18 protein-coding genes and 1 tRNA gene are annotated in these 24114 nt (G+C 57.9%); 6 read left to right on the top strand and 13 right to left on the bottom strand.

What is annotated here, in order from left to right; translation table 11 throughout:
- Positions 1 to 103: 103 nt before the first annotated feature.
- From HMPREF2787_RS01475 to pgm, 4 genes are all read right to left on the bottom strand, one after another.
- Positions 104 to 179: transfer RNA gene (locus tag HMPREF2787_RS01475), tRNA-Ala, on the bottom strand.
- 175 nt (positions 180 to 354) lie between these two features.
- Positions 355 to 1086, bottom strand: coding sequence for a DsbA family protein (locus HMPREF2787_RS01470; RefSeq protein WP_070858172.1), 732 nt, complete (start codon positions 1084 to 1086; stop codon positions 355 to 357).
- Positions 1087 to 1229: 143 nt separating this feature from the next.
- Positions 1230 to 1670 (bottom strand): MauE/DoxX family redox-associated membrane protein, encoded by a 441-nt coding sequence (locus tag HMPREF2787_RS01465; protein ID WP_070858171.1) that lies wholly within the window; start codon positions 1668 to 1670, stop codon positions 1230 to 1232.
- 54 nt (positions 1671 to 1724) lie between these two features.
- The gene (pgm, locus tag HMPREF2787_RS01460; RefSeq protein WP_070858170.1) at positions 1725 to 3380 is read right to left on the bottom strand and encodes a phosphoglucomutase (alpha-D-glucose-1,6-bisphosphate-dependent); all 1656 of its coding nucleotides are present in this window, start codon (positions 3378 to 3380) and stop codon (positions 1725 to 1727) included.
- A 282-nt stretch (positions 3381 to 3662) separates the two neighbouring features.
- Here pgm and HMPREF2787_RS01455 point away from each other — a divergent pair, with 282 nt between their 5' ends.
- The 3 genes from HMPREF2787_RS01455 (at position 3663) to HMPREF2787_RS01445 (ending at position 6001) form a co-directional block, all read left to right on the top strand.
- Positions 3663 to 4082: a fluoride efflux transporter FluC gene (locus HMPREF2787_RS01455; RefSeq protein WP_246824133.1), complete on the top strand. Its 420-nt coding sequence runs from the start codon at positions 3663 to 3665 to the stop codon at positions 4080 to 4082.
- Complete coding sequence (locus HMPREF2787_RS01450; protein ID WP_070858168.1) at positions 4079 to 4504, top strand: fluoride efflux transporter FluC; 426 nt, start codon at positions 4079 to 4081, stop codon at positions 4502 to 4504. Before HMPREF2787_RS01455 ends, HMPREF2787_RS01450 begins: the two co-directional genes overlap by 4 nt.
- A gap of 69 nt (positions 4505 to 4573) precedes the next feature.
- Positions 4574 to 6001, top strand: coding sequence for an alanine/glycine:cation symporter family protein (locus HMPREF2787_RS01445; RefSeq protein ID WP_070858167.1), 1428 nt, complete (start codon positions 4574 to 4576; stop codon positions 5999 to 6001).
- Between the two features lie 38 nt (positions 6002 to 6039).
- Here the strand turns inward: HMPREF2787_RS01445 and HMPREF2787_RS01440 are convergent, their stop codons facing one another.
- Positions 6040 to 7113: a YlbL family protein gene (locus HMPREF2787_RS01440; protein WP_070858166.1), complete on the bottom strand. Its 1074-nt coding sequence runs from the start codon at positions 7111 to 7113 to the stop codon at positions 6040 to 6042.
- 139 nt (positions 7114 to 7252) lie between these two features.
- Between HMPREF2787_RS01440 and HMPREF2787_RS01435 the strand changes: the two genes are divergently transcribed.
- Entirely contained in the window at positions 7253 to 8755 is a 1503-nt protein-coding gene (locus HMPREF2787_RS01435) for a zinc-dependent metalloprotease (protein ID WP_048733330.1), read from the top strand.
- 4 nt (positions 8756 to 8759) lie between these two features.
- On the opposite strand, the gene HMPREF2787_RS01430 is transcribed toward HMPREF2787_RS01435, so the two are convergent.
- On the bottom strand, positions 8760 to 9290 hold the full coding sequence (locus HMPREF2787_RS01430; protein ID WP_016422236.1) for a YgjP-like metallopeptidase domain-containing protein: 531 nt from the start codon (positions 9288 to 9290) through the stop codon (positions 8760 to 8762).
- A gap of 200 nt (positions 9291 to 9490) precedes the next feature.
- Here HMPREF2787_RS01430 and HMPREF2787_RS10815 point away from each other — a divergent pair, with 200 nt between their 5' ends.
- Entirely contained in the window at positions 9491 to 10294 is an 804-nt protein-coding gene (locus tag HMPREF2787_RS10815) for a TOMM precursor leader peptide-binding protein (protein ID WP_083326619.1), read from the top strand.
- Positions 10295 to 10320: 26 nt separating this feature from the next.
- On the opposite strand, the gene HMPREF2787_RS01425 is transcribed toward HMPREF2787_RS10815, so the two are convergent.
- From HMPREF2787_RS01425 to HMPREF2787_RS01395, 7 genes are all read right to left on the bottom strand, one after another.
- Entirely contained in the window at positions 10321 to 12390 is a 2070-nt protein-coding gene (locus tag HMPREF2787_RS01425; RefSeq protein ID WP_070858183.1) for an ATP-dependent DNA helicase UvrD2, read from the bottom strand.
- Positions 12391 to 12509: 119 nt separating this feature from the next.
- Positions 12510 to 13577, bottom strand: a complete 1068-nt coding sequence (locus HMPREF2787_RS01420) for a potassium channel family protein (protein ID WP_070858165.1) — start codon at positions 13575 to 13577, stop codon at positions 12510 to 12512.
- A 115-nt stretch (positions 13578 to 13692) separates the two neighbouring features.
- Positions 13693 to 17187, bottom strand: coding sequence for an ATP-dependent helicase (locus tag HMPREF2787_RS01415; protein WP_070858164.1), 3495 nt, complete (start codon positions 17185 to 17187; stop codon positions 13693 to 13695).
- Positions 17188 to 17189: 2 nt separating this feature from the next.
- Positions 17190 to 20540 carry an ATP-dependent helicase gene (locus tag HMPREF2787_RS01410; RefSeq protein WP_246824131.1) on the bottom strand — a complete coding sequence of 1117 codons (3351 nt, stop codon included), beginning with the start codon at positions 20538 to 20540 and terminating at the stop codon, positions 17190 to 17192.
- A 100-nt stretch (positions 20541 to 20640) separates the two neighbouring features.
- Entirely contained in the window at positions 20641 to 21492 is an 852-nt protein-coding gene (locus HMPREF2787_RS01405; protein WP_070858162.1) for a TIGR02569 family protein, read from the bottom strand.
- Between the two features lie 9 nt (positions 21493 to 21501).
- Positions 21502 to 22410, bottom strand: a complete 909-nt coding sequence (locus HMPREF2787_RS01400) for a DUF3152 domain-containing protein (protein ID WP_070858161.1) — start codon at positions 22408 to 22410, stop codon at positions 21502 to 21504.
- Positions 22410 to 22634, bottom strand: a complete 225-nt coding sequence (locus tag HMPREF2787_RS01395) for a DUF3107 domain-containing protein (RefSeq protein WP_241482081.1) — start codon at positions 22632 to 22634, stop codon at positions 22410 to 22412. The genes HMPREF2787_RS01400 and HMPREF2787_RS01395 overlap by 1 nt, the downstream gene beginning before the upstream one ends.
- A 94-nt stretch (positions 22635 to 22728) precedes the next feature.
- On the opposite strand from HMPREF2787_RS01395, the gene HMPREF2787_RS01390 reads away from it, so the two are divergent.
- Complete coding sequence (locus HMPREF2787_RS01390) at positions 22729 to 24093, top strand: DEAD/DEAH box helicase (protein WP_070858160.1); 1365 nt, start codon at positions 22729 to 22731, stop codon at positions 24091 to 24093.
- The last annotated feature ends 21 nt before the right edge of the window (positions 24094 to 24114 follow it).

Here is a 24114-nt window from a genome sequence, read left to right as displayed (position 1 = left end):
GCCGAGCGGACACACTTTTTGCTACTTAACCCTAAACGGCGAGCACACTACCCAGGGCAGATACAAGAAAACCCCCGGTCATTTCGACCGAGGGATTTCATACTGGTGGAGCTAACGGGACTCGAACCCGTGACCCCCACACTGCCAGTGTGATGCGCTACCAGCTGCGCCATAGCCCCAGAATCAACATCGAAGTGGCTTTCACCCTCCGCTGTGGACTCCTCAAAGGCTACATGGCACTGTCATGTATCACCAAATCCGCATGTAGAACACTCTTTTACGCATTCGCCGAGTACCCCAGAGCGGATCTGCCGAACATGAACTGAAGATGAATCATGTAAGCGTGCACGGATCCTAGCGCAGGGCCACCTTGACCCACTGCCCCAGTCCGCCATCACCGGAAATGTTCTCCAGAATATCCTTGCCATCGACAAAGACATGCGGCGAGGAAACCTTGCCCAAGCGCTTCTCAAGGTCATCGAAGTTAGCGTTTGCGCTTGCCTTGGCCTCGGTGGTGTCGATGCCGGAGCGGACTTCGCTGACAATTTCGTCAGCGACACCGAGCTGCTCCAGACGGTCAGCCAGCTCGTCATTGCTCCACGTGACGGAGTTCTGCTGGTCAGCCATCATCATTGTGTGGAAGTTCCAATATGCGCGAGCATCACCGGTCTCAGCAATCTTGCGGGCAATCGCGTAGACGCGAGTGGAGTGACCGTCACGCTGCTCCTTCTCCTGACCATCCAGGAAGTTCAGCGTGCGGTATTCCGCGACAAGCTTGCCGTCGTTTAGCGCCTTGAGCTCATCATCGTGGCCCTCTTCGCTCATCTGAGCGCAGTAGTGGCACGAGAAGTCCTCAAAAATTGTGGCCGTCTTAGCCCCTTCGGCGCCATCCTTGCTTAGCCGGATGACATCGCCGTCGAGTGCGACGGAGAAGTCGACGTCCTCATCTGGAAGTCCCTCAATCGGCTGCGACCGGCCGATGTAGATAACTCCGCCGATAACAACTGCAACGACAGCAAGAAGGGCAATCAGGCCGACGACGAAGCCATTGCCCTTTTCATTTGGGTTCTTAATCTTCTGACTCACACCGCTTACGATAGCGGTGTTTTCTTGCCAATGACACAATTGTGCCTGAGAAAACGGAAATGGTTGCTAGACCCCATCGCTAGGCCCATCACCCGGCCCCATCCCTCTGACCTATCCCCTAGGCTTCCTCTCTAGCCAGCGGGCTAGGCGTAAATGGCAAATTTCTTCCACGGCCACACGTACACAAATACCGCCAAGGCCAGAAAACCTATATCTCGGGCGATTTCCGTCAGATACGTAGCGGGGCCAGCGTTCTCGTCGTAGCCACCGCCACCAAAGCAACCGCAGTCAATCTGCAGGCCGCGCGCCCACGCCGAGATAATGCCTCCGATGAACACCAGCAAGAGCGCCCCCGACAATACTGCTACCGGACGCAAGAAAAGCCCCAATACCAGTAAGAGTCCCAGGATGACTTCGAAGGCGGGCAGCGCAACCGCTACCATCGGCACCAAGTCGCTCGGCAGCAGCTCATAAGCTTGCACTGCCTGACGCGATTCCAGCGGGTTCAGCAGTTTGATAAGACCCGAGTACAACCAAACTGCAGCCAGGCCGAATCGGGCCACCACGCCTACGAATTTCTTCATACGCAGAAATATTAGTACAGGCTAACTGTTTACAGCTAGCCCAACGGCTACCGATTACCCGTTCAGAACTGCCGAGACCACGTCTTGCGCCTCAGCCTGAACCTGTGCCAGGTGATCCGCCCCCTTGAAGGACTCCGCGTAAATCTTGTACTTATCTTCGGTGCCCGACGGACGTGCTGCGAACCAAGCGTTCTCCGTAACCACCTTGAGGCCACCAATCGCAGCTCCGTTACCCGGCGCTTCGGTCAGTTTGGCTGTGATGGTCTCCCCAGCCAGGGTGTCGGCCTTGACCTGCTCCGGCGAGAGCTTCTTCAAGATTGCCTTCTGCTCACGGGTTGCGTCCGCATCGGTGCGGGCGTAAGCCGGGGCACCGTACTTATCGGCGAGCTCTGCGTAGAGCTGCGATGGAGTCTTCTCGGTCACGGCCTTGATCTCGCTGGCCAGGAGGTCCAGGATAATGCCGTCCTTATCGGTAGACCACACAGTGCCGTCGTGACGCAGGAACGATGCACCGGCGGATTCTTCACCACCGAAGCCGATAGTGCCGCCGAGCAGACCCGGGACGAACCACTTAAAGCCAACTGGTACTTCCACGAGCTGGCGACCCAAGTTGGCAACGACGCGGTCGATCATCGATGAGGACACCAGCGTCTTGCCGACCGCGGTGTCCTGCGACCAGCCCGGGCGATGTGCGAAGAGGTAATCAATGGCAACGGCCAGGTAGTGGTTCGGGTTCATCAGGCCCGCGTCCGGTGTCACAATTCCGTGGCGATCGGAGTCCGCGTCATTGCCGGTGGAGATGTCAAACTTATCGCGGTTACCAATCAGGGACGCCATCGCATTCGGCGAAGAGCAGTCCATACGAATCTTGCCGTCTGTATCCAGCGTCATAAAACGCCAGGTCGCATCAACCAGCGGATTGACCACAGTCAGATTTAGATTATGCGCCTCGCCAATTGCGCCCCAGTAATCCACCGACGCACCACCCATTGGGTCAGCGCCGATATGCACGCCGGCATCACGGATGGCGTCGAGGTTGACAACATTCGGCAGATCCGACACGTATGCATTGAGGTAGTCGTGCTTTACGACGAGGTCTCCTGCCTTATCCACCAGCTGGCGCTTAACCCCATCCAGGCCTTTAGCCAGGTATTCATTGGCGCGGGCTGCGATCCAGTCCGTCGCATCCGCGTCCGCCGGACCACCAGTCGGAGGGTTGTACTTAAAACCACCATCCCGTGGCGGATTGTGCGAAGGGGTAATAACGATGCCGTCGGCACGCGCGGAACTACTACCCGTCGGACCTCCCTCCACGTCGCGGTTGTACGTCAGAATCGCGTGGCTGACGGCCGGAGTCGGCGTGTAGCGATCCTGAGCGTCAACCATCACGGTGACGCCGTTGGCCGTGAGCACCTCGAGGGCGGAAATCATTGCCGGCTCGGACAGGCCGTGGGTATCGCGACCGACGTAGAGCGGACCTTCAATGCCCTGGCCCTTGCGGTAATCCACGATTGCCTGGGTGGTGGCATGAATGTGGTCTTCGTTGAAAGCGCCGTCGAGGGAGGAACCGCGGTGACCAGAAGTACCGAAGACGACCTTCTGGTCGGGGTTATTCGGGTCCGGGTGCTTTGTGTAGTAGGCAGTGACCAGTTCCGCGACATCGATAAGGTCGGATGGCTGGGCCAATTGCCCGGCGCGCTCATGAGCCATTGTGGGTATCCTCCTGCTGAATCGGCGAATTGCGCAACCACCGATTTCACCGCCGACGAGCCGGCCGGAATGGGGAAACCGGACTTAAATGCGCTTCCTCTTCCCCAGTGTCCCCGTTTTAGGGTCAGCGCGCATGGCAAGAACCACTCGGTAAGGCAAACTCGCCCCTGCAATAGGGTGCAGTAGGTAGATTGTCGCGTGCCGACGGGAACACCTCCTGGTGAAAGATTCCGAATTGCCGGCGCTTACCTCCCCTTTCGCCACTGTGCTAGCGTTTTCACCGTGAATGAGGAATCTGTCGCTGCGAAACTGCCATCAGCAGGACAAGCGCAGGTTCTCATGGCCCTGGTTGTGGCCGGCGGTGCCGCTATTGGCGCAGTAAGTCGCTTTCTGCTCAGCGCGGCAGTCGATGCGATTGTGAGTTCGGGAATTAGCGCAGTTTCGACCACTGTCATCAACTTGTTGGGCTGCTTTCTCTTCGGTCTGGTCAGCAGTATTGCGTTTGCTAATCCTCGGCTTTCCGCTTTCTGCGGTACTGGCTTTTGTGGCGGTTTCACCACTTTCTCCGCATTTATCATTCTTTTGTTGGCACAGGCGGACACGTCAGTAGTGCTGATTGTGAGCGTTGGACTTATTCACCTGCTGTGCTGCCCTCTCGCCTACTGGCTGGGCACCAAGTGCTCACGGGAGGTCGCGGAATGACCGGCGATCTCCTCAGTTCTTTTCCCTCGGCGCTCTCTGCCATTCTCGCTATCGCAGTTGGCGCCGCTGTAGGTGGAGCGCTGCGCTATACGCTGGCCGAACTTGCGGTGAAGTGGGCTGATTCCAAACTTCCCGGAACGTGGACCGCGAATATGATTGCCTGCTTCGTCGCCGGTGTCGCTGCTGTGGTGTGGTCGCGGGGAACGTCGATAAGCAATGGCATGACGTCTGCCCTGGCCTATGCGACGGTAATGATTGGCTTCGCCGGCGGCCTGTCGACGTGGTCGACGCTCGCCGGAGAGATCGTACGCCTTAAGGACCAACACTTTTGGAGGCCATGTGGGTACGTTGCTCTCACACTGATTGGCGGAATAATCTTTGCTTTCGCCGGAATGTGTTTACCCCCAGTTGTGGCGAATTAGTAGCACAATGATCATTTTCTGAGAATTTAATGATCGGGTTTAGGCTTTCTACCAGTAAAGTTCCACAGCATGGAAAGCTTCAGCGATTTTGCCTCAGCGGCGGATAGTTTTATTTGGAGTCCGTATCTCCTGATCCCCGCGCTGATTGGCACCGGAATCATTTTGACCATTCGCCTGGGTGCAATTCACCTGGTCAAACTCGGCCCGGCACTGCGCCTCGGACTCATCGACCGTAGCGACGAAGATGCCGAGGGAGATATCACCAACTACCAGGCGCTTGCGACGGCTCTCGCGGCGACTGTCGGTGTCGGCAACATTGTCGGTGTCGCTACCGCGATCGGTCTGGGTGGCCCCGGTGCGCTGTTCTGGATGTGGGTGACCGGCCTGCTAGGTATGGCATCGAAGTACTCCGAGGCATTCCTGGGTGTAAAGTACCGTCAGGTCGATTCAGCTGGCGAACAGTCCGGTGGTCCGCAGTACTACCTGCGCAAGGCCATCCCGAATGGTTTTGGTAAGACACTGGGCATTCTCTTCGGCGTCTTCGCAGCGCTGGCAGCCTTTGGCATCGGCAACCTGACCCAGGGCAATGCCGTGGCCTCGAACCTGGAAAACAGCTTCGACATCGATCCGACGCTCTCCGGCATGATCATGTTCATTCTGGTGGGCGCAGCTCTGATGGGCGGCATTAAGTCGATTGGCCGCATCACCGCCAGCTTTGTGCCGATGATGATTGTGCTCTACATCGGTGCGGCCGTGTGGGTGCTCGTCGCCAATGTTTCGGCGCTGCCTGAGACCTTTAAGCTCATCTTCACCGATGCTTTCACCGGCACCGCGGCCGTTGGTGGGTTCGCAGGCTCCACGCTGATTCTCGCCCTGCAGATGGGTGTTGCCCGCGGTCTGTTCTCCAACGAGTCGGGCCTGGGTTCCGGCGCTATCGCCGCTGCCGCCGCATCGACTACTCACCCGGTTCGTCAGGGTCTGGTCTCCATGACTCAGACCTTCATTGACACCATCATCGTCGTGTCCTTCACCGGCCTGGTTATCATCAGCACCGGTGTTTGGCAGGATGGCAACGTCGACACTGGCGCTCTGACTGCTGAGGCATTCTCCCGCGGTCTGCCTGGCCACTGGGGTGGCACTATTGTCACGCTGTCGGTTGTCTTCTTCGCATTTTCCACCATGCTGGGCTGGTCCTACTACGGTGAGCGCGCATTCGAGTCCCTGGTCGGTCGCCGCGGCACCGGCCTCTACCGTGCGGCCTTCACCTGCGTGGTCTTCGTCGGCGCTGTTACTCATCTGGAAACCGTCTGGTCCGTCGCCTCGGCTCTCAACGGTCTGATGGCGCTGCCGAACCTCATCGGTCTGATTGTCCTGTCCGGGCTCATTGCGCGCGAGACAAAGGCCTACCTCAAATTTGACCCGCAGCTGCGCGCAACGGCTGCAGAGATCGATAAATGGCAGTCTCAGCAGGACTTCGAGGCCTTCAGCAAGAACTAGCTCAAACTAGCAGCTGCTCGTAGGGGCTACGGCAAAACCTACGAGCAGGTCTGCGCGGTCTCCGGCTTTTCGATTGCCGCAAGCGCGTCGTCAAGCACAGAGACCTTTACCAACTTCATATCGCCTCGGTCGGCAGTCACCGCTTCTGCGCAATTGCCTTCCGGCACGAAGAACATCTCGGCGCCCTCATCTCGGGCGGCCGAGATTTTGTGTGTAATGCCACCGATTTCGCCCACGTTGCCGGCAGCGTCAATAGTGCCGGTGCCAGCGAGGTGCTGCCCCTCGGTCAGATCGCCTGGACTCAGCTTGTCGATCACTCCGAGCGTCATCATGAGACCTGCCGACGGACCTCCAATGCCGCTGAGCTGGTACTCAACCTTGGTGTCGTCCGCGGATTGCGCCCCCATCCCGACGCCGAGCAGCGCGGCATTCTTCTGATGCGGGTTTTCCGCCAGTGTCACAGAAATATCGACGGCTTTCTCGGGGTCAGAGTCCTCGCTCTTAGCAACCTTCTGCTTATCGACGGTCGCAGGCTTGACCCTCAACGTGACAGTATCGCCCGGGTTGCGTCCGGCAATAATCGCCTTGACTTGCTCAGGCTTGCTTACTGCCACCCCATCCACTGCGAGAATCACATCGTCTTCATGCAGTCGCCCATCAACGGGGCTATCCGGCACTGTGTAGGCGACGGTGACTTCCATCGGCAACCCGAGATGTGCCAGCGCAGCGGAGGTGGCGTTGGCCTCCGACTCGGTGAATGCAGCTTTGTTCTCCTCTTCCACCTCGTCCTGGCTCTGGCCCGGAGGGAATACCGCCTCAATGGGGACGATATCGTTGTCACGATCGAACCACAGGCCTATGACCTGCGGCAGTGTCAGGTTATGCCTGACTGCGACGGTTGTCATATCCAGCGTGCCCTTAGAGCGTTCGGAGTCCGCAGCACTGCCGCTGACCGAGATGATGCTCTTTCCCTCGACATCGCTGAGGACATCGAAGACCGGGCCAGGCCCCTGCGCGGCATAGGGCACTGTCAGCGTTGGCAGCGAAAGCACAGTTGCCAACGCGGCGATGGGCACAGCGCCCGCGACAAGAGTTTGGGTACGACGATTCACAAATAACACCCTACATTCTCGCTGTCTGCCTACTGGACACCTGATGAATCTTGTCCGTGTCTGTTCGCTGGGCGCGAAGTTGCCAATAAAGTGGTGCTTTTAAGTACTCACGCGGGTCATTGCCCGGTACGGTGGGAGCATGAGTTCTAACGGATTTGGCTTTGGTCCGAACGACAATGATGACGATCGCGACGACGCTGGCAACAATGACTCCGGTCAGGGCGGCCAGGGCGGCCAGGGCGGTCCTTTCGGTTTCTTTGGGTTTCCCTTCGGCGGCATGGGCGGCGCCGGTGGCTTCGGTTTCGGCGGCCCCGGGCAACCCGGCAGCGGTGCCTCCGGCAAGGGGGACCAGCCGAACTTGGGCGATATTCTCAACCAGTTCGGCGAGATGTTCTCCGGCATGGGGCAGCGATTCCAGGAGTCTAACTCTGGCCCTGTCAACTACGACGCGGCCGAGCGCGTTGCACGGACCCGTCTTGGCACCCCGGCTCCAGTGAAGGACTCAGCCCGCGAGGCGCTGACTGATTCCTTGCGCCTGGCCGAACTGTGGCTAGACGACGTCACCTCCCTTCCCGCTGGTGTCAACCGCGTAGAAGCGTGGAATAGCCTGCAGTGGTTGGAGAACACCAAGTCGACATGGACTCGCCTTGTCGATCCCGTCGCCAGCCGCATGAGTGATGCCTCTCTCGAGGGCGTTCCAGAGGAAGCTCGCGAGATGATGGGCCCGATGCTGGGCATCATGCGACAGATGAACTCGATGAGTTTCGGTACGCAGCTAGGAAATGCGCTAGCTGAGTTGGCACAGACGAGCCTGACTGGCTCTGACCTCGGACTGCCGCTACACACCACTGGTGCGGCGGTACTGCTGCCAACGCATCTCGTAGCTCTCGCGGAGGAACTCGAGGTTCCAGCGCGCGATCTGTTTATCTACGCCACTGCCCGCGAAGCTGCCCACCAGCGTCTCTTCGACCGTGTGCCATGGCTGGCTGAACGCATGATTTCCTCTGTCGAGGAGTACGCCGCCGGCATCGTCATCGACTACTCCGCGATTGAAGAGGCCGCCCGCGGTCTGGATATTGAGAACATGCAGGATCCGCAGCGTATGCAGGAAGCTATGAGCGAGCTGCAGAATATGGATCTGAGCCCGAAGATTCGTTCTCGTAACGAGAATGCTCGTACTCGTTTCCAGACGCTGCTAGCACTGGTCGAAGGGTGGGTGGACATGGTTGTCACCGATGCCCTCGGTGAGCGGCTACCGGGTGCCGCACAACTGGATGAAGCCTGGCGTCGTCGCCGCGCCACCGAAGGTGCTGAACAGGCGTTGGAGAAGGCCACCGGCATTGACCTCGGCTCCCCCAAGGTGCGTGAGGCAACCAACTTGTGGCACCGCCTGACCACCGCTGTGGGCATCGAGCGCCGCGACAAGGTCTGGGATCACCCGGACTTCCTGCCCGTGGCAGAGGATTTGGATGAACCCGCGGCCTTTATTGACTCGGTTCTAGGCGGCTCGGACAACGATGACTTCGACCCGATCGCAGAGCTTGAAGAACAGCTGCGCAAAGAAGCCGAAAAGCGCGCGGCTGAGGGCAAGGACAGCGACACCGGCGAGGACAATTCTGGCGACGCCGACGACGATAAGTAGCGAGTTAGCTCTGGGTTCCCCAGCGCTGATACGCCTCTAAATAGCCCCGTGCCCGTTCGTGGTACGGGGCTTTTGCCGCCCAATACCAGAACTCTTCGGTATGACCACCGTCGACGAAAGTGTGCACCAGTTCGTGCACAATGACGTCGTCGAGGACGTACCCCGGGACGTCGGCAAGCCGGTGCGAAATGCGAATGCGCCCAGGACTATCGACGCCGCCAGTGACCGATGCCCACCTGCGCGACATATTCTTGACCCATTTGATTGATTCGAACCGCGGGCGATCTTCCAGCACCGTACGAGAGAGCAGCCGTGCGCGGCGCTCCAGCTCGGAATTATCCAGGTTGCTGCCAACTTTTTTCCGCACTCGCGCAACAATTTCATTGACCTGCTGTTTTTCCGCAGCGGCGCTGAGATCATCCGGAACCATGACAATGATCCGGTTTCCCTCCGCGCGGGCGGACACAGTACGGCGGCGGCGCTTCGAGCGCCGAACCTCAACATCCGGGCCGTACTCAGGTCGCTTGGTGCTCATGCTTTTTAAGCGTATATGCTCTGCGCTGCGATTGCGTAAAACCTGGCCCCGGGGTAAAAGATATTTTTATGGGGGAATACAGGGATACGTCTCGGGGGCGGGATGGTACGGCTGGCGTAATAGGTTCGGACGCATCCGCGGCACAAACACTTGCAGCGCCTGCCACGGACTACGCGCTGCGGCCGGAGATACCGATTATCATGCGCCCAGGCGCGCGGATTCAGTTCGGCGTGGAACCGGAGCGCAGCATGATTCTGCCGCTTTCCGATGACACCCCGCCGGGACCTGTCTTCTCGGCGCTTCTTGCAGCTCATAGAGGTAGCACCTTAAGCGAGGCCTTTGCTGACAGTCACGGCAAACTGTCACCGCAGTTCATTACCGCACTTATCTCCGACCTTCACCGAGCCGCACTGGTCCAAAAACCCCCGACACGGCGGAGGATTACGCTAATCGGTCGGGACAGTTTGCGCACCGGACTTTTAAAAGAACTTCGTCGCACGGGCTGTGGTAGTTGGACGACGTCAATGTCACCCACTCGCAATGCGACACTGAAAATATCTCAATCCACGCCGGAAGACATCGGGCTCGCGGTGGTCACGGGCATGGAAGTACCGAGCATGCCCTTGGTTCGCGCTCTGTTTCATCGTGGAATTGAGCATCTGCACACGCATTTCCGCGATGGATCACTGATTCTTGGGCCGCTTGTTCATCCAGGTCAAGGACCCTGCTCGATGTGTTTCGAAGCTTATCGACGAGACCGCGACCCCGTCCGGGCACTGATTGCGCTACAGCTTCGCACTTTTACACCCGTGGCCGCACCGGAATGGCTGAACACAGCGGTGCCGCTGTTGGTTGGGCAGCTGCGGCGGCCGGATCTCTCAGATCTATGTGCAACGGAGGTGCGCATAGATCTGGAAAGCCTCGATATCACCCGCACTACTGTTGCTCCCCACCCGCAGTGCCCAGTATGTGGTCATGGAAACTCACAGATGCAGTTCATGTAATTCGAAGTGTGTTGAGCAGAATCTGACTAGGAATTCACAAAAGAATTGACGATTCCCAAGATGCCTTCGCCGAAATGATTGAGCTTCGCTTCTCCAATTCCGGGAATTTGCAGAAGTTCCTCCGGCGTAGTCGGCTGCTGCTCACCAATGGCCAGAAGGGTCGCGTCGGAGAAGATCACGAATGCGGGGACGGTCATTTCCCTCGACATTTCCAGACGCCATGCACGCAATGCTTCCAGTAGTGCAGGATCCGCACTGACCGGGCACTCTTCACAGCGCCCCGAGATCCGCTCCGCATCGGTGTGCAATGGCTTAGTGCAGCCCTTGCACTGTTTGGATGGCCGACGCTTACTGCGGGAACTCGTGCTCCTTGAGCTTCGCTGTGACTCAGCCGAGTAGTCAGAGACATCAATGTCTAGTTCATCGAGGAATCGTGTGCGGCGACGTGACCTGCGGCCGCCTTCTGTCCGCGACAATGACCAAGATAGCTCCAGATGTTCGCGGGCTCGAGTAATGCCGACATAGAACAGACGGCGCTCTTCTTCGATGGCTTCCGCCCCCTGTACAGGAGATCGGTCGAATTTATTCAGCGCATGTTGAATAGGCAGCGAACCGTCGGTAAGCCCAACGAGGAACACCGCATCCCACTCCAGCCCCTTGGCTGCATGCAGGCTAGCCAGCGTCACGCCATCCAGCGTCGGCGGATGTTTGGCCTGCTGCCGAGTGTGCAATTGGCCGAGGAGCGCCTGGATATTGACCTCGGTGTTGGCGTGAACGATGTCCTTACACAGGTCAAATAGGGCGCGTAGTGACTGCCAACGTTCCCTGGCACCAGCGCCTTCCGGCTCTTGGTCAGTCATGCCAAGACCCGCGAAAACCTGCTTAACCAAATCCAATAGATTCGTGCCCTGCAATGTCGGAACAGTCCGTGAGGAACGGGAAGCTCGCACAAGTGCGGCGATGGCATCGCGGATCTCGGGACGCTGGTAGAAACCGTCCCCGCCACGAACCTGGTAGGCGACTCCTACCTCGGACAAAGCCTGCTCAAAAACTGCGGACTGTGCGTTGATGCGGTACAGAACGGCAATCTCCGATGCCGGCGTACCCGCGTCGATAAGTCGCTTGATGCTGCGCGCGGTCGCGCGAGCTTCCATTGGCTCATCGTCGTACTGGTTGAAGGTCGGCTCCGGGCCGTCTTCACGCTGCCCAATCAGCTTCAGCCGCGAGCCGGCGATACGCCCCTGTGCACGGCCGATGACATTGTTGGCCAACTCGACGACCTGTGGGGTCGATCGGTAGTCCCGCTGCAGGCGGACCACTGTGGCTTCCGGGTAGTCCCGAGAGAAGTTCATCAGGTATTGCGGAGTCGCACCTGTGAAGGAGTAAATCGTCTGGTTGGCGTCCCCGACAACTGTGAGGTTGTCACGGTCTCCCAGCCAGGCGTTGAGAACTCGCTGCTGTAACGGGGTGACATCCTGGTACTCATCGACGACGAAGCACCGATACTGGTTGCGGAATTCCTCCGCCACTGCACGGGAATTCTCCATCGCACCGGCGGTGTGAATGAGCAGGTCGTCGAAGTCGAGCAATAGCCCGTCCGGGGTGGTTTTTATGTCCTCGTAAGCGCGATAGCAATCGACAATTTTTTCCGCGGACAACGGCGCCGTGCGCCCATGCTCCCGCAGCGCGGCTTGGTACTGATCCGCACCGGCCAGAGTGGCCTTCGCCCACTCAATCTCGCCCATGACATCTCGGATTGTTTCCTTAGAGGTGTCCAGGCCCACCCGGCGTACTGCTTGGGCGACAACACGGAATTTCTTGTCATCCAACAGCTGCCAGGGCATATCACCGGCGACTTGGGGCCAGAAGTAGCGCAGCTGGCGAAGTGCTGCCGAGTGGAAAGTACGTGCCTGGACTCCAGGCGTTCCCATCTTTGCCAGGCGGTCGCGCATCTCCCCTGCTGCACGCGAGGTAAATGTCACCGCTAATACCTTCTGCGGCTGCACAAACCCCTGGTCAATGAGGTACTTGATGCGATGAGTAATTGTTCGGGTCTTACCTGTACCGGCTCCGGCAAGAATGCACACCGGCCCCATCGGAGCCGTGGCGGCCTCGCGCTGATCTGGATCCAGCCCAGCTAGATAATCCGGCTCGTTCACATCCGCCTCTGAGTAAGTCAAAAGTTGTTAGACCCCATTTTTAAACTGATCGAGTGCTATTCGTCATTGCTGTAGACACGGCGGACGTACAGCAGTCGGTCGCCTGGCTCCACCGACTCACACTCCGGTGAATCAATTCGGTACAGCTCACCCGAACGCACCACGCCAAGTGCAATATCCGCGAGGTGCCGTGGGCTGGCACCGATTTCCTCTTCGGTGACCAGCCTCTCTGCAACAGAGAATCCTTCATCCGGACTCAGGAGGTCTTCCATCATCTCCACCACCGAAGGAGTCACTGTGGCCAGCCCCAACATCCGACCGGCGGTTTCAGAAGAAATAACCACTTGGTCTGCACCTGACTGCGTCAACAAGTGGCGGTTTTCCGATTCACGCACTGAGGCCACAATTGAGGCACCCGGCGCCAATTCACGGACCGACAATGTAACCAGCACCGCTGTGTCATCTTTGTTCGGTGCAACGACTATAGAGCGGGCACGCTGAATACCAGCTAACTTCAGTACATCGGATTTGGTAGCCGACCCATGCACCGTCGCCAAGCCTTGATTCGAAGCGTGGTCGAGTGCTTCCTTGTCCGTATCAATGACAACGATTTCTGCCGGATCTACGCCGTCCGCGAGAAGAGCTGCAATGGCAGAACGACCCTTGGTGCCGTATCCGATAACGACGGTGTGGTTGCGCAACTGTCTCCTCCAGCGCTGAATTTGCAGGGTTTTCCGAGACTCTTGAGTCAAAACGGTCAGAGTAGTACCGACCAAGAGAGCAAGGAAGGCCACACGCAGTGGCGTAATGATCAAAATATTGAGTAATCGAGCTCTCTGTGTCACCGGCGTGATGTCACCGTAGCCCGTCGTTGACAGGCTGACAGCCGAGTAATACACCGCATCGATGAAGGTGAGAGGCTCCGTGTATCCGTCGTGGTCGTAGTAGACCACGACGGATGCAATCAGCAGCAAAAACATGGCGTAGTTCAAACGACGTATGATTAGCCGCCAAGGATTCTTCGGCGCGGACTCAGGCAGACCAATGACTCCCAGCAGTGCATGCCCGGGGAGATCATTAAGCCCGGTTTCGTATCCCGAAGATTTCCGAATTGGATTACGCAACCGCTCCTCGCCTGCCTTTCATGAAAACTCCTCCCGGTGAAAAATAGCGCATACAAACTGCTGCTTTCACCTGGATAACTGGCCACGGCCACGCGGCAGTTACATACGTAGATGATTATCCAATCAGCTCGCGCATTTTCCTGTCCAACTCTATCCTGCTTGGCAGTAGCGCTTCATCTGGTATTAGCGTTCGTCCTGCCGAAACATAGAAGAACCCGGCTTCAATGTCTTCGGGGACCGTTTCCACTCCCATCTCACGCAGCCTATCCGACCACGCCAAGCGGTAAATCGCCAGCTGTAGCGCCGCTACTTCCCGTTCCTTTCCACGCGGCATCTGGCCTGTCTTCCAGTCAATGACGCTCCACTTCCCGTTGTCCTTAAACACCGCGTCGATTCGGCCGACGACCCGCCGCTGCCCGATGGCAATTTCAAACGGCACCTCTACATGCGCTGGCGTGCGGTCCGCCCACTCAGATGCCTCGAAATTTGCCTTCAATTTCTCCAGTTCGCGTTCGGACGCGACTTGTTCTGTGCCGAGGAAGTCATCCAGTTGATCCCCGAAGAGATCCTCATCGTCCAGCAGACTGTGTGCACCGAAGCGATTCTCCAACCAAGCGTGGAATGCCGTACCTCGGCGCGCGAATCGGTTTGGCTTAAACGGCACCGGGCGTACTTTCCGACGAGCAAACGCTACCGGATCCGCAATCATGGCTTGGTATTCGCTAGTGGACATGCTTGTCGGCATTGGTAGATGAATCTCCGCGGCCTTAGCTCGAAGGATTTCATCCACGAGAATGGTCGTTTCCGTTTCCCATACCTCAGACAGATCACCTGCAATGGGGCGCTCATCCTGGTCTTCACCCATGTAGCGCATGACGCTTTCGGCTGCTCGCTGCACACTATCTCGGCGGTTGCCCAGGGTATCGACGGGCCAGACCACCCCATCAACCGCAGTATCGCAGTCCAGATCGACTTCCGTGTCCTCTACCTCAGGGTCCTCCCCATCTGCCCACGACACCACATAGTCGCTGAATTGCGTGGCGATGGCTGCGAAGTCTGCCGACACGTCGGTGGGTTTCTTCAAGCTCGGATTAGGCCGCCTGCTTGCAGTGACAATGAGCTTTTTCGCGGAGCGAGTCATGGCAACGTAGAAGAGGCGCTGTTTTTCTTCCCTCTCAACTTCTCGCAGCTCTTCCTTGTATGCTTTGATCACCTTGTTGAGGTCGGTTTGGTTATCTGCGCCTGATATGTCCAGTTCGGGGGCATTGCTATCGACAGAATCAGCGACGGGAGCCCAATCGCCTGCTGGAAGCTGTGTTGCATCCCCTGTTGTTTCTGCACTAGCCGTTAGCGGATCCACTTGGGTAATTGCACCAGGAGGAAGCTGAACTGAATTGGTGAGCCACGATGACAAATCAACTCTGTCGAACTTGCTGGTGGTGATGCCCGGGACAGCAACCGTTTCCCACTCCAACCCCTTTGACTTGTGCATAGTCATGATTTGGACGCAGTTTTCCGGCATGTTCATAGGTGCCCGTTCCAAACCATCATCGTGTTCGACAGCGAACTCCAGATAGTTCAAAAACCCTGTCACATCGTCCGAGATATTTTGCGAATACGTCGCAGCGATATCGACAAACCTATCCAGATGCGCAGTCGTCGGCCTGGTTATCGCGGTAGCGGAACCGTACTGTCCAGCCGCTGCTTCTACGCGAATTCCAAACTCAGTAGCGATGTCCTCGACCAGTTCCGGCAGAGGCTTATTCAGCGAGAACCGACGTAGTTTTCGTAGGCTTGCACCCAACTGTGCGATACGCGCCATTGCTTCATCTGTGTAGTTCAGTGACTCGCTGCAGACCAACCGCCCATTTTTTTCCACACTGCCACGCGCCAGCGGGGTGCCGTCGTAAAAACGAATATCCGGGTCGGCGATGGCGTGCCCCAGCCCCACCGCGGACGATGCTGCTTCGGCATCTTCCACGAGCTTGTCATACTGGCGAGCAAGCTGGGAAAGCGGTGAGGAGTCTGAAGTCTCTTCGACGTTGCCCTTCTTTCGGGCCAACTCGTCCCTACCAGCCATTGCCAGCTGGTCTACACGAGTGCGAAGTGCCTCCACGTCTGCGGCACCCAAATTGAACTGTGGGCTGAGCAGCAGACGCAGAGCATCCTGGTCTGAACTGGGGTCGACCAATATCTTCATCACCGAGGTGATATCCATGACCTCGGGCAAGTGCAGCAATCCAGCGAGTCCCACAATGATTGCAGGCACACCCCGCTCAGACAGTGCATCTAAATAGACAGCCGATTCAGCATTTGTCCGAACCAGGATAGCGGCATCGAGCTTGTTGCCAGCTGCTTCACATTCGCGTAATTGCGCCTCCATGCAGTCTGCGATGTATGCAACTTCTTCCTCACCGGTTGCGGTGAAAGCAAGCTGCACTTCACCCTGACCTGCTTTTGGACCGGCATCCAGTGCCTCTACCGTTCGAGCCTGCCCCGCAAAAGCACGGTCGGAGACTGCGTTAGCAAGCTGTAGCACTGACTGCGGGTTTCGCCAGGAAATGGTCAGTTGCTTTTTCTCCGCTGGCTGCCCATCCGACCGCGGAAAATCATTGACAAACTGCACAAGGTTTTCGGCAGTTGCTCCTCGCCAGCCATAAATTGCCTGCATCGGATCGCCGACAGCGGTGACACATCCACCGGAGAACAGCGCACGCAGGAACAGCCGCTGTGTGTGCGACGTGTCCTGGTATTCGTCGAGCATGATGATCTTAAAGCGACGCCGCTCCTCCTCACCGACTTCCGCGAAGTCGGTGGCTAGCCGGGCCGCCCGAGCCATCTGCATACCGAAGGTGGCGACATTTTCTTCATTGCACCGAGCTCGAACCTGCTCTACCAGCGGCAAAATCTCTAATCTCTCCCGCTGCTTATCGACGATGCCCTGTAGATCGCCAATTAGCCCCTCGCGTTTACCCTTCTGCGGGGTCTGCTCAATATTGCTGATGAACGCTTCGGTTTCCTCGCGAATCGCCTGCGGGGTAGACAAGTTTGAGTCGATGTTCGACCCCAGTTCAAGAATGCGACTGGCCAGCGTTGATGGTGCAATATCGACATCAATTTCGGTCACATTGCGAGCTGTTTCCCAGGCCAACTGCCACTGCGTCGCGCCATCCATAATGGTGACTCCCGGCTCCGTCGGCAGCAAAAGACCATAATTGCTCACGACTTCAGAGGCATAGGCATCGTAAGTAAGCGTGGTTGGGGCAATGACCTCGAGGCTTGCTAATACCTCTGGTGAAGCTTGTGCACGAAATGCAGCGGAGGAAGCAAGCGCATTCAGCTGTTGCCGGATACGGACGCCGAGCTCGCGCGCTGCCTTCCTGGTGAAGGTCAAACCTAGAACTTCTTCTGGTCGGATAAAGCCGTTGGCGACCAACCACACGACACGGGCAGCCATTGTCGCTGTTTTACCAGCACCGGCACCGGCGACAACAAGCATTGGTTCCATCGGTGCACCGATTACCGCCGCTTGTTGCGGGGTGGGCGGGAAGTCCTGCCCCATCATCTCCGACAGGGTGACGGGATCAATGATGGTTCGTTCCTCCGACATGACTACCGATTCCCTTCTGCTGCCGGGCACGCCTTCGAAAGCGTGCAGAATTTGCAATGATCACCAGCGAGCGCCAAGGCACGCGGGCCAGACGTCGCACGTGCTACCTGCTCCACGCGACGCTCCCAGTCAGCCAACTTGTCTTCCGTGAGCTTTGACTGTTCTCGGCTAGTGATAATGGTCTTATTGTGTGACTTTCGCGGAAATACCAGGTATGCCCCAGATTGTTCAATGCCTTCGCCGTTGTTCACAGCAAGCCCATCTCCGCTTTCAACGAGCTTCCCCTTCGACAGCGCCAGCTGATATGTAGCTAGCTGTGCGTGTCCTTCTACTTCTTTACCGGAGGGCGCTGTCTTACCGGTTTTAATATCGACGATTTGAACTGCACCATCAGCGTCTTCAATCAACCGGTCGATTCGTCCGACAATCACGATGTCATCGTTGATGTTGACTTTTACCGGAACCTCGGTTCCGATATCGTTCTTAGTCGAAATCCACCGCTGCCAATCCTCCAGCCCGGTCAACCAGGTCTCTTCCTCAGTATGCTTACGCCACTCCGGATCATCGGACAGGTCACCAAAAACACGCCGAATCTCGGACTGCGCCTCAGGCACAGTCACTCCCTTGGCTACTGCTTCTACCGCCTGATGCAGTAGAGAGCCCAGATACATGGCCGATGTCGGTGCTGATTTATCCAACATGGCCTTCAGCGGGCAACTCAGGGTTGCTTCCACCTTGGAGGGGTTGATTCTCATCGGCTTCTTGTCATTTACCGGCTTCGACGTCGACGGTGCACGGAGCCCCCACCAGGTGTCTGGATGTGCGCCAGCAACCTCAACCTGCGCCAAACGCGCGAGTTGACGTGCAGCTTGTCGACGCCGCGTCTCAGTCTCCGCATCGTCTACAACGGCTGCACGCAGTTCTGCCAGCAGTGACTCCACAGAGAGCACCCGTGGCAGGCCTTCACCGGCCCATGCGACATCTTCTGCCTCTGCAACATCCGGATTGCCGGCGTTTGCTTCATTAGCCGTCGCCCCGCCTCCGTTCGCAGCCGACGAGGCTTCCGACTGGTTCGCCAGCTCCGTCGCCGAATTACCGAGCTTTTCAACGAGCTCGATAATAAACGGACTGGGGACTCCAACATCGTCAGGAGAATCGACTGCGGTCAGCAGTACCCTGTCGCTCGCCCGTGATACCGCGACGTGCAGCAAACGACGTTCCTCCGCCAGCGCATCGGCCATGGAATTGATGTACTCCCGCGGCTCAATTCCGTGGTCGACGAGACCGATGAACTCGTTCTGCTTCATCACCGAGCCAGTCACACCGAGGCTGGGCCACTGGCCTTCCTGGACTCCGACAACTGCTACTGCTTTCCACTGCTTGCCCAGAGCGGCATGCGCTGAGAGAATGCGCACGGCATCGCGCTCTACCCCGCTACGGTCACGTGCGCCGATGGGCAGCTCCTGCTCTTCCACGGAAGCGATAAAACCGTCAACCGTCAGTTTTGGATTCAGCTCCACACGGTCACCAGCAAAGTCGAACAGTGCCATCACAGCATCCAAATCGCGGTCAGCCGATGCTCCGGCTGTACCGCCGCGCAACGATGCCGCCACCAGATGGTCTGCCAAACCAGTGGACTGCCAAATTGCCCACAAAGTTGCTTCCACACCATCGCGCAACGCCTCACGCGCCGCGCTCAACAGATCCAGCGGTACCTGCAGCGCCTGACGTTCACGCTGCGACAGAGACTCAATAAGCTCCAGCTGCTCAGCTGTGAGTCCCCCTGCCTTCAAGATTCCGATAAGTTGAGTCATCGCGGCCCCGCCGAACAGATCGGCCTTTCGGATTCCGCGCAGCAGACGCTCTTTGACAATCGGATCCATGTTGACCAATGGGCCGGAGAGGAACTCGTCCCACTCCACGTCATCGAGCTGGTTCATAGTCGCCCGCAACGCCACCATCAGCGCTCGCACCAATCGCTGATGACTCAGCACGATGTCCGTTGGGTCAATCTGCACAGGCACACCCGCACGCGACAAAGCACGGAACAGAGAGGACTCCCCTGCACCTGACCGGACGATGACCGCCATATCCTTCCATGCCATCCCCTCATCAATATGAAGGCGCCGGAAGTAGTCCGCGACTGTGGCTCGCTGTGCACGTTCAGAGGGATGAATAGCTATTTTTACTGCACTTTTAGCTGCACACGAATTTTCCGCTGCGACGGTATCGCTGTTGTTTCCAACTTCGGATTCACGAGCTTCTTGTGTTCCAACTGAACCTACAATGCCACGGTATGCAGGAGCCTTAGGCAAGCGCTGAGAAACTGCGTTCGCTAAATCGGCTATATCAGCGTTACAGCGGTAAGACTGCTGCAAGTGGATTTCCTTGTACTCGGCCTCACCAGTCCCCCGGAGATAGTCATTATTAGCACCGCGGAAGTGGAATACCGATTGATCTTCATCACCAGTAATGACGGCTACCGCCGCCTGCGACACAAACCGATCCACAAGGCGCGCAGCTTCCGGGGATAGGTGTTCAGCATCATCGACCAGCACCACCGACTTTCCCCACCGAGCCAGTGCTTGAGCGTCTGCATCCAGCTCCATCAACGCCGCAGAGACAATCTCTGCTGCGTTCAGGCTGGGCTCCCACGCCAACCGCATAGTCTGCTGATACTCCGCCATAAACTTGCCAGCCGCACACCACGATTCAATGCCATAGTCCACGCCGAGCTGCTGAAGCCTCGGGGCATCAATCCCCCGCTCAGCTGCGCGCAGCAGAAAGTCACGAACTGCACGGGAAAAACCGACTAATGGAAGAGCCGGGCGCAACCGCTCTGGCCAATACACACCACCATCTTCCGCATGTCCGGCCAAAAGTTGCCGCACGACAGCATCTTGGCGTGCCCCAGTGGTCAACGATGGTTCAGGCTCTCCCCGACTGACGGCGGCATCACGTACTACTGCATAGGCAAGTGAATGCACGGCACGCACCATGCCACCTTGGCCGGCCCCGACCGAACCGCTTTCCCCCATTTCAGAGGCAAAACGCCTGTCAATATCCCGCCTCAATTCCGCAGCGGCCTCTTTTGACTGTGACACGACCAAAATGCTGTCCGCCGGAATGCCCGCCTGCATGTAGTCCACCGCAAGATCTGCCAGCAGCGAACTCTTGCCCGTCCCTGGGCCGCCTAAAACGCGCACAACAGGCTGGTTTACGAGCTTGTTCTCTACCACGAGAGCCTGATTATGGGAAGGGAAGAGCGCCTCTACCGCAGTACCCAACCACTGCCGACGACGAGGAGGTTCCTCCTGGACGAACCGAACCTTCGGCATTCCATCTACGTTCATGTGCACCATTGTGGCACAACCCCCGGACCAATACTCGAACACCAATTCGAAATGGGGAGAAAAATACCCCCCCATAAACGCCTGTAAATACTGCCCGGCGTTACTTAGACACGAACGCGCGAACTAGCGAAGTCGCGCGGAACAGACCGCGATACGCACCCGGCTGCGATTCTGGACTAACAGCGTGGACAAAAAGTCGATAACACATCGCACGAACGAGTAACTGACCGAAATCCGGCAGGTGATCGAAGCGCCGCAGCAGCTCCTCATCAGCCCCCATCATGGACAGACAATCCACTGCCGCCAAGGCAGCTGTCCAACCACGGACATGCCACGCTGGCACGATATCGGTGAGAACCGGGGCGGCCGTGCCGTCGTAAAGCAGCGTGCCGACGAGGTCTGCGTGACAGACCTGCAGAAGCTCCGTTGGCACAACCATCTCTGCCCGCAGCTGGAGAAGATCACCGGAGATCGTGAGAGCCTCGGCACAATCGGCGCGGGGGACGCTATCCGCGTCGAGAAGCTGCTCGAGGATGCCGATTGGGTCAGAGTCCCAAGCTGCGCGATTACACATGACGAAGTAATCGGGCTCCTTATCGAGGAGGAACTGTGGCCGTTCAATACTGGCAAGCGACTCTTCCACGCGACCAGCGGCAACAATGGTTTCATCGGCACGTGGCGCGAATCCCCCCGGAATGAAATGACGAGCCTGCCACCCAGCAATAACCAAGCGGCCGTCACTGGTACGCACGGATTTCGCCACTCGGACGCCATCGACATCTAGCGCACTGCGAACCTTTGCAGACCACAGCGCCTGCGCCGAATTATGTACCGGCGAAAGGACAATGGAATCGTCGTAGACCCAGCCATTGTCCCAAGCTCGCCCGGCACGATGCGGCTCACCCACGGCGCCAAAGGCCTCTAAAACCCGGTCGGGAGGAGTGGCGATCATAATCTGCTACTACCTTGCTTTCTGAGTCGGTGCGGCCGTATCGTCGTCCGCCCCAAACGGGTACGGCCAGCCGTTGACAGAACACGTCTTGCCATCGACCTGATAGACCTCGCTGCTGTCGATTTCGTGCAGTTCATTGTTCGACACGCTCAGGGTCTGCTGCATCATGATTGGCGCGATACCGCCGTCCCTCGGACAGGGCTCGTGAACCGCGTACCCAAGTCCGTGACCAACCTCGTGATTAATAAGGTATTGGCGATACAGTCCCAGGTCCCCCTCAAAAGGCAGGGCGCCTCGAACCCACCGGGCGATACTGACGACCACGCGCCCAGGCTCACCTTCCCGCTGCCCAGACAGGTAACAGGAGGTCTCCATTCCCAAGGTGTTACCGCACAGCTGATGTGCGGTTCCAGTCGCGGAAAGCTGCACGACAATCGTCGGATCCTGGTCACGAGACACCGCCTCGAAAGAAAAATTTGGATTAGCTGTCCAGCCACGTGGATCGGCCAGAATCGAGTTCACCGTCTCTGCAAAGGCGCGCTCGCCACCAATCGAAGGAACATCAATGTTGTCTTCAATTTCCACGGAATACCTGACCGCATTGTGGCGCCCCTCCCCGACACGGGGATGCGCCACGGTGACATCTTTAAAATTTCCCGAGGGTTCCGTGGCAAAGGCCGGACCGGGTGGCAACTGCCCTCCCTCGTAACCATCACCGTATCCCTCACCGGGAACCGGGCCAGGGAGACCATTGCCACTCTGCGAGGCGACGGTACCATTGCCGGAACCTGAAGAATCATCTTCAGCAGTGAAGATGTCGAAGAGAATGATGACTGTGAGCACCACAAGTACGGGGATGGCATAGGCTCGCCACCCCCAACTCCTTGCAATACGTACGAGAAAGGGTTCTTGCGTCATTAGGCGAAGAAGCCAACCTTACGGTCTGCGTTGTTACCGGTACGGACGTAGGCGACCTTGGCAGCATTAATCAGGTACTCCTGACCAGCGCCGTCGCTGAGCTCAATCACACCTTCGCCAGCAGCCAGCTTCTGGGAGATCGCAGCCTTGACCTCCTCACCACCAGCGACGTTTTCAATGTTCAGCTCACGCGTATTGTCTGCAAATCCAATAGTGAAGTCCATAGGTGACATCATAACCATTCCCAAAGCGGCTAGGATTAGAGAGACCGATTAAGCCGTCGTGTCACGTGAGGTTACAAACAGCAAAGGAGTCGCCGTGGCAGAGTCCCAGTCCCCGACATTCGTCGAATTGGGGGTCGCCGCGGAAATCTGCGACGCACTCGCCGACGAAGGAATCACCCGCACATTTGCCATCCAGGAACTGACGCTGCCCTTGGCACTCGACGGCACGGACATCATCGGCCAAGCCCGTACTGGCATGGGAAAAACTCTTGGTTTTGGTGTCCCGCTTATTGACCGCGTCTTTGATGACGCCCGCATTCCAGAACCGGATGGCACTGCCCGCGCAATCATCATCGTTCCCACCCGTGAGCTATGTGTGCAGGTCGGCGAGGATTTGGCCCGCGCTGCGCACTCAACCAATCTGCGTGTGTGCACCATTTACGGTGGCCGCCCCTATGAGGAACAGATTGAACAGCTAGACCGCGGTGTGGACATCATCGTCGGTACTCCCGGCCGTCTCATCGATCTTTACCAGCGCAATAATCTAGAGCTGTCAGGCGTAAAGATTTTGGTTCTCGACGAGGCCGATGAAATGCTCGACTTGGGCTTCCTGCCGGACATCGAGAAGATTCTGGCTGCAGTGCCGACTGAACGTCAGACCATGCTCTTCTCGGCAACAATGCCGGGCCCAATTCTGACTCTCGCACGGACCTTTATGAATCGCCCGGTGCACATCCGCGCTGAATCAGGCGAGGAAGAGGCCGCAGTCCACGAGACCACTAAACAGATTGTTTTCCAATCGCACCAGATGGATAAGGTCTCGGTCATTGCCCGCATCCTGCAAGCCAACGGTCGTGGTCGCACCATCATTTTTGCTCGTACGAAGCGTGGTGCTGCCTCCGTTGCTGAGCAGCTCGGCGAACGCGGCTTCCTGGTCACCGCCGTCCACGGCGACATGGGCCAGCCTGCACGTGAGCGCTCGCTGACGGCGTTCCGCAATGGCGACGTCGACGTCCTGGTCGCAACCGATGTCGCGGCTCGCGGTATCGATATCGACGATGTCACCCACGTCATCAACCACCAGGTGCCCGATGACGAAATGACCTATGTCCACCGCATCGGCCGCACCGGCCGCGCGGGACACAGCGGTGTCGCCGTTACGCTCGTCGGCTGGGATGAGACCGCAAAGTGGAAGGCTATTTCTGATGCTCTCGACCTGGACATGGCCGAGATTCCGACGTGGTTTTCCACCTCCCCCGAGCTCGCCGAAGCTCTAGACATCCCCGAGGGAATCGATGAGAAGGTCGGGCCAGCCCGCCCGGTGTTGGGTTCCCGACCACCTCGCGGGCGTGGCGGAAGAGACCCGCGAAACAACCGCTCACAGTCCCATCATCGCAATCGCGGCCAAGGACGCAGCTCAAGGCGGGACGGCCACTCCAATTCTCATCGTCGCAGCTAGGCTGCTGCGCGTGCCAACTCC

It is taken from the genome of Corynebacterium sp. HMSC061H03 (genome assembly GCF_001838215.1).
Taxonomy (GTDB): Bacteria; Actinomycetota; Actinomycetes; order Mycobacteriales; family Mycobacteriaceae; genus Corynebacterium; species Corynebacterium jeikeium_D.
This window is presented reverse-complemented; position numbering and strand designations above follow the sequence as displayed.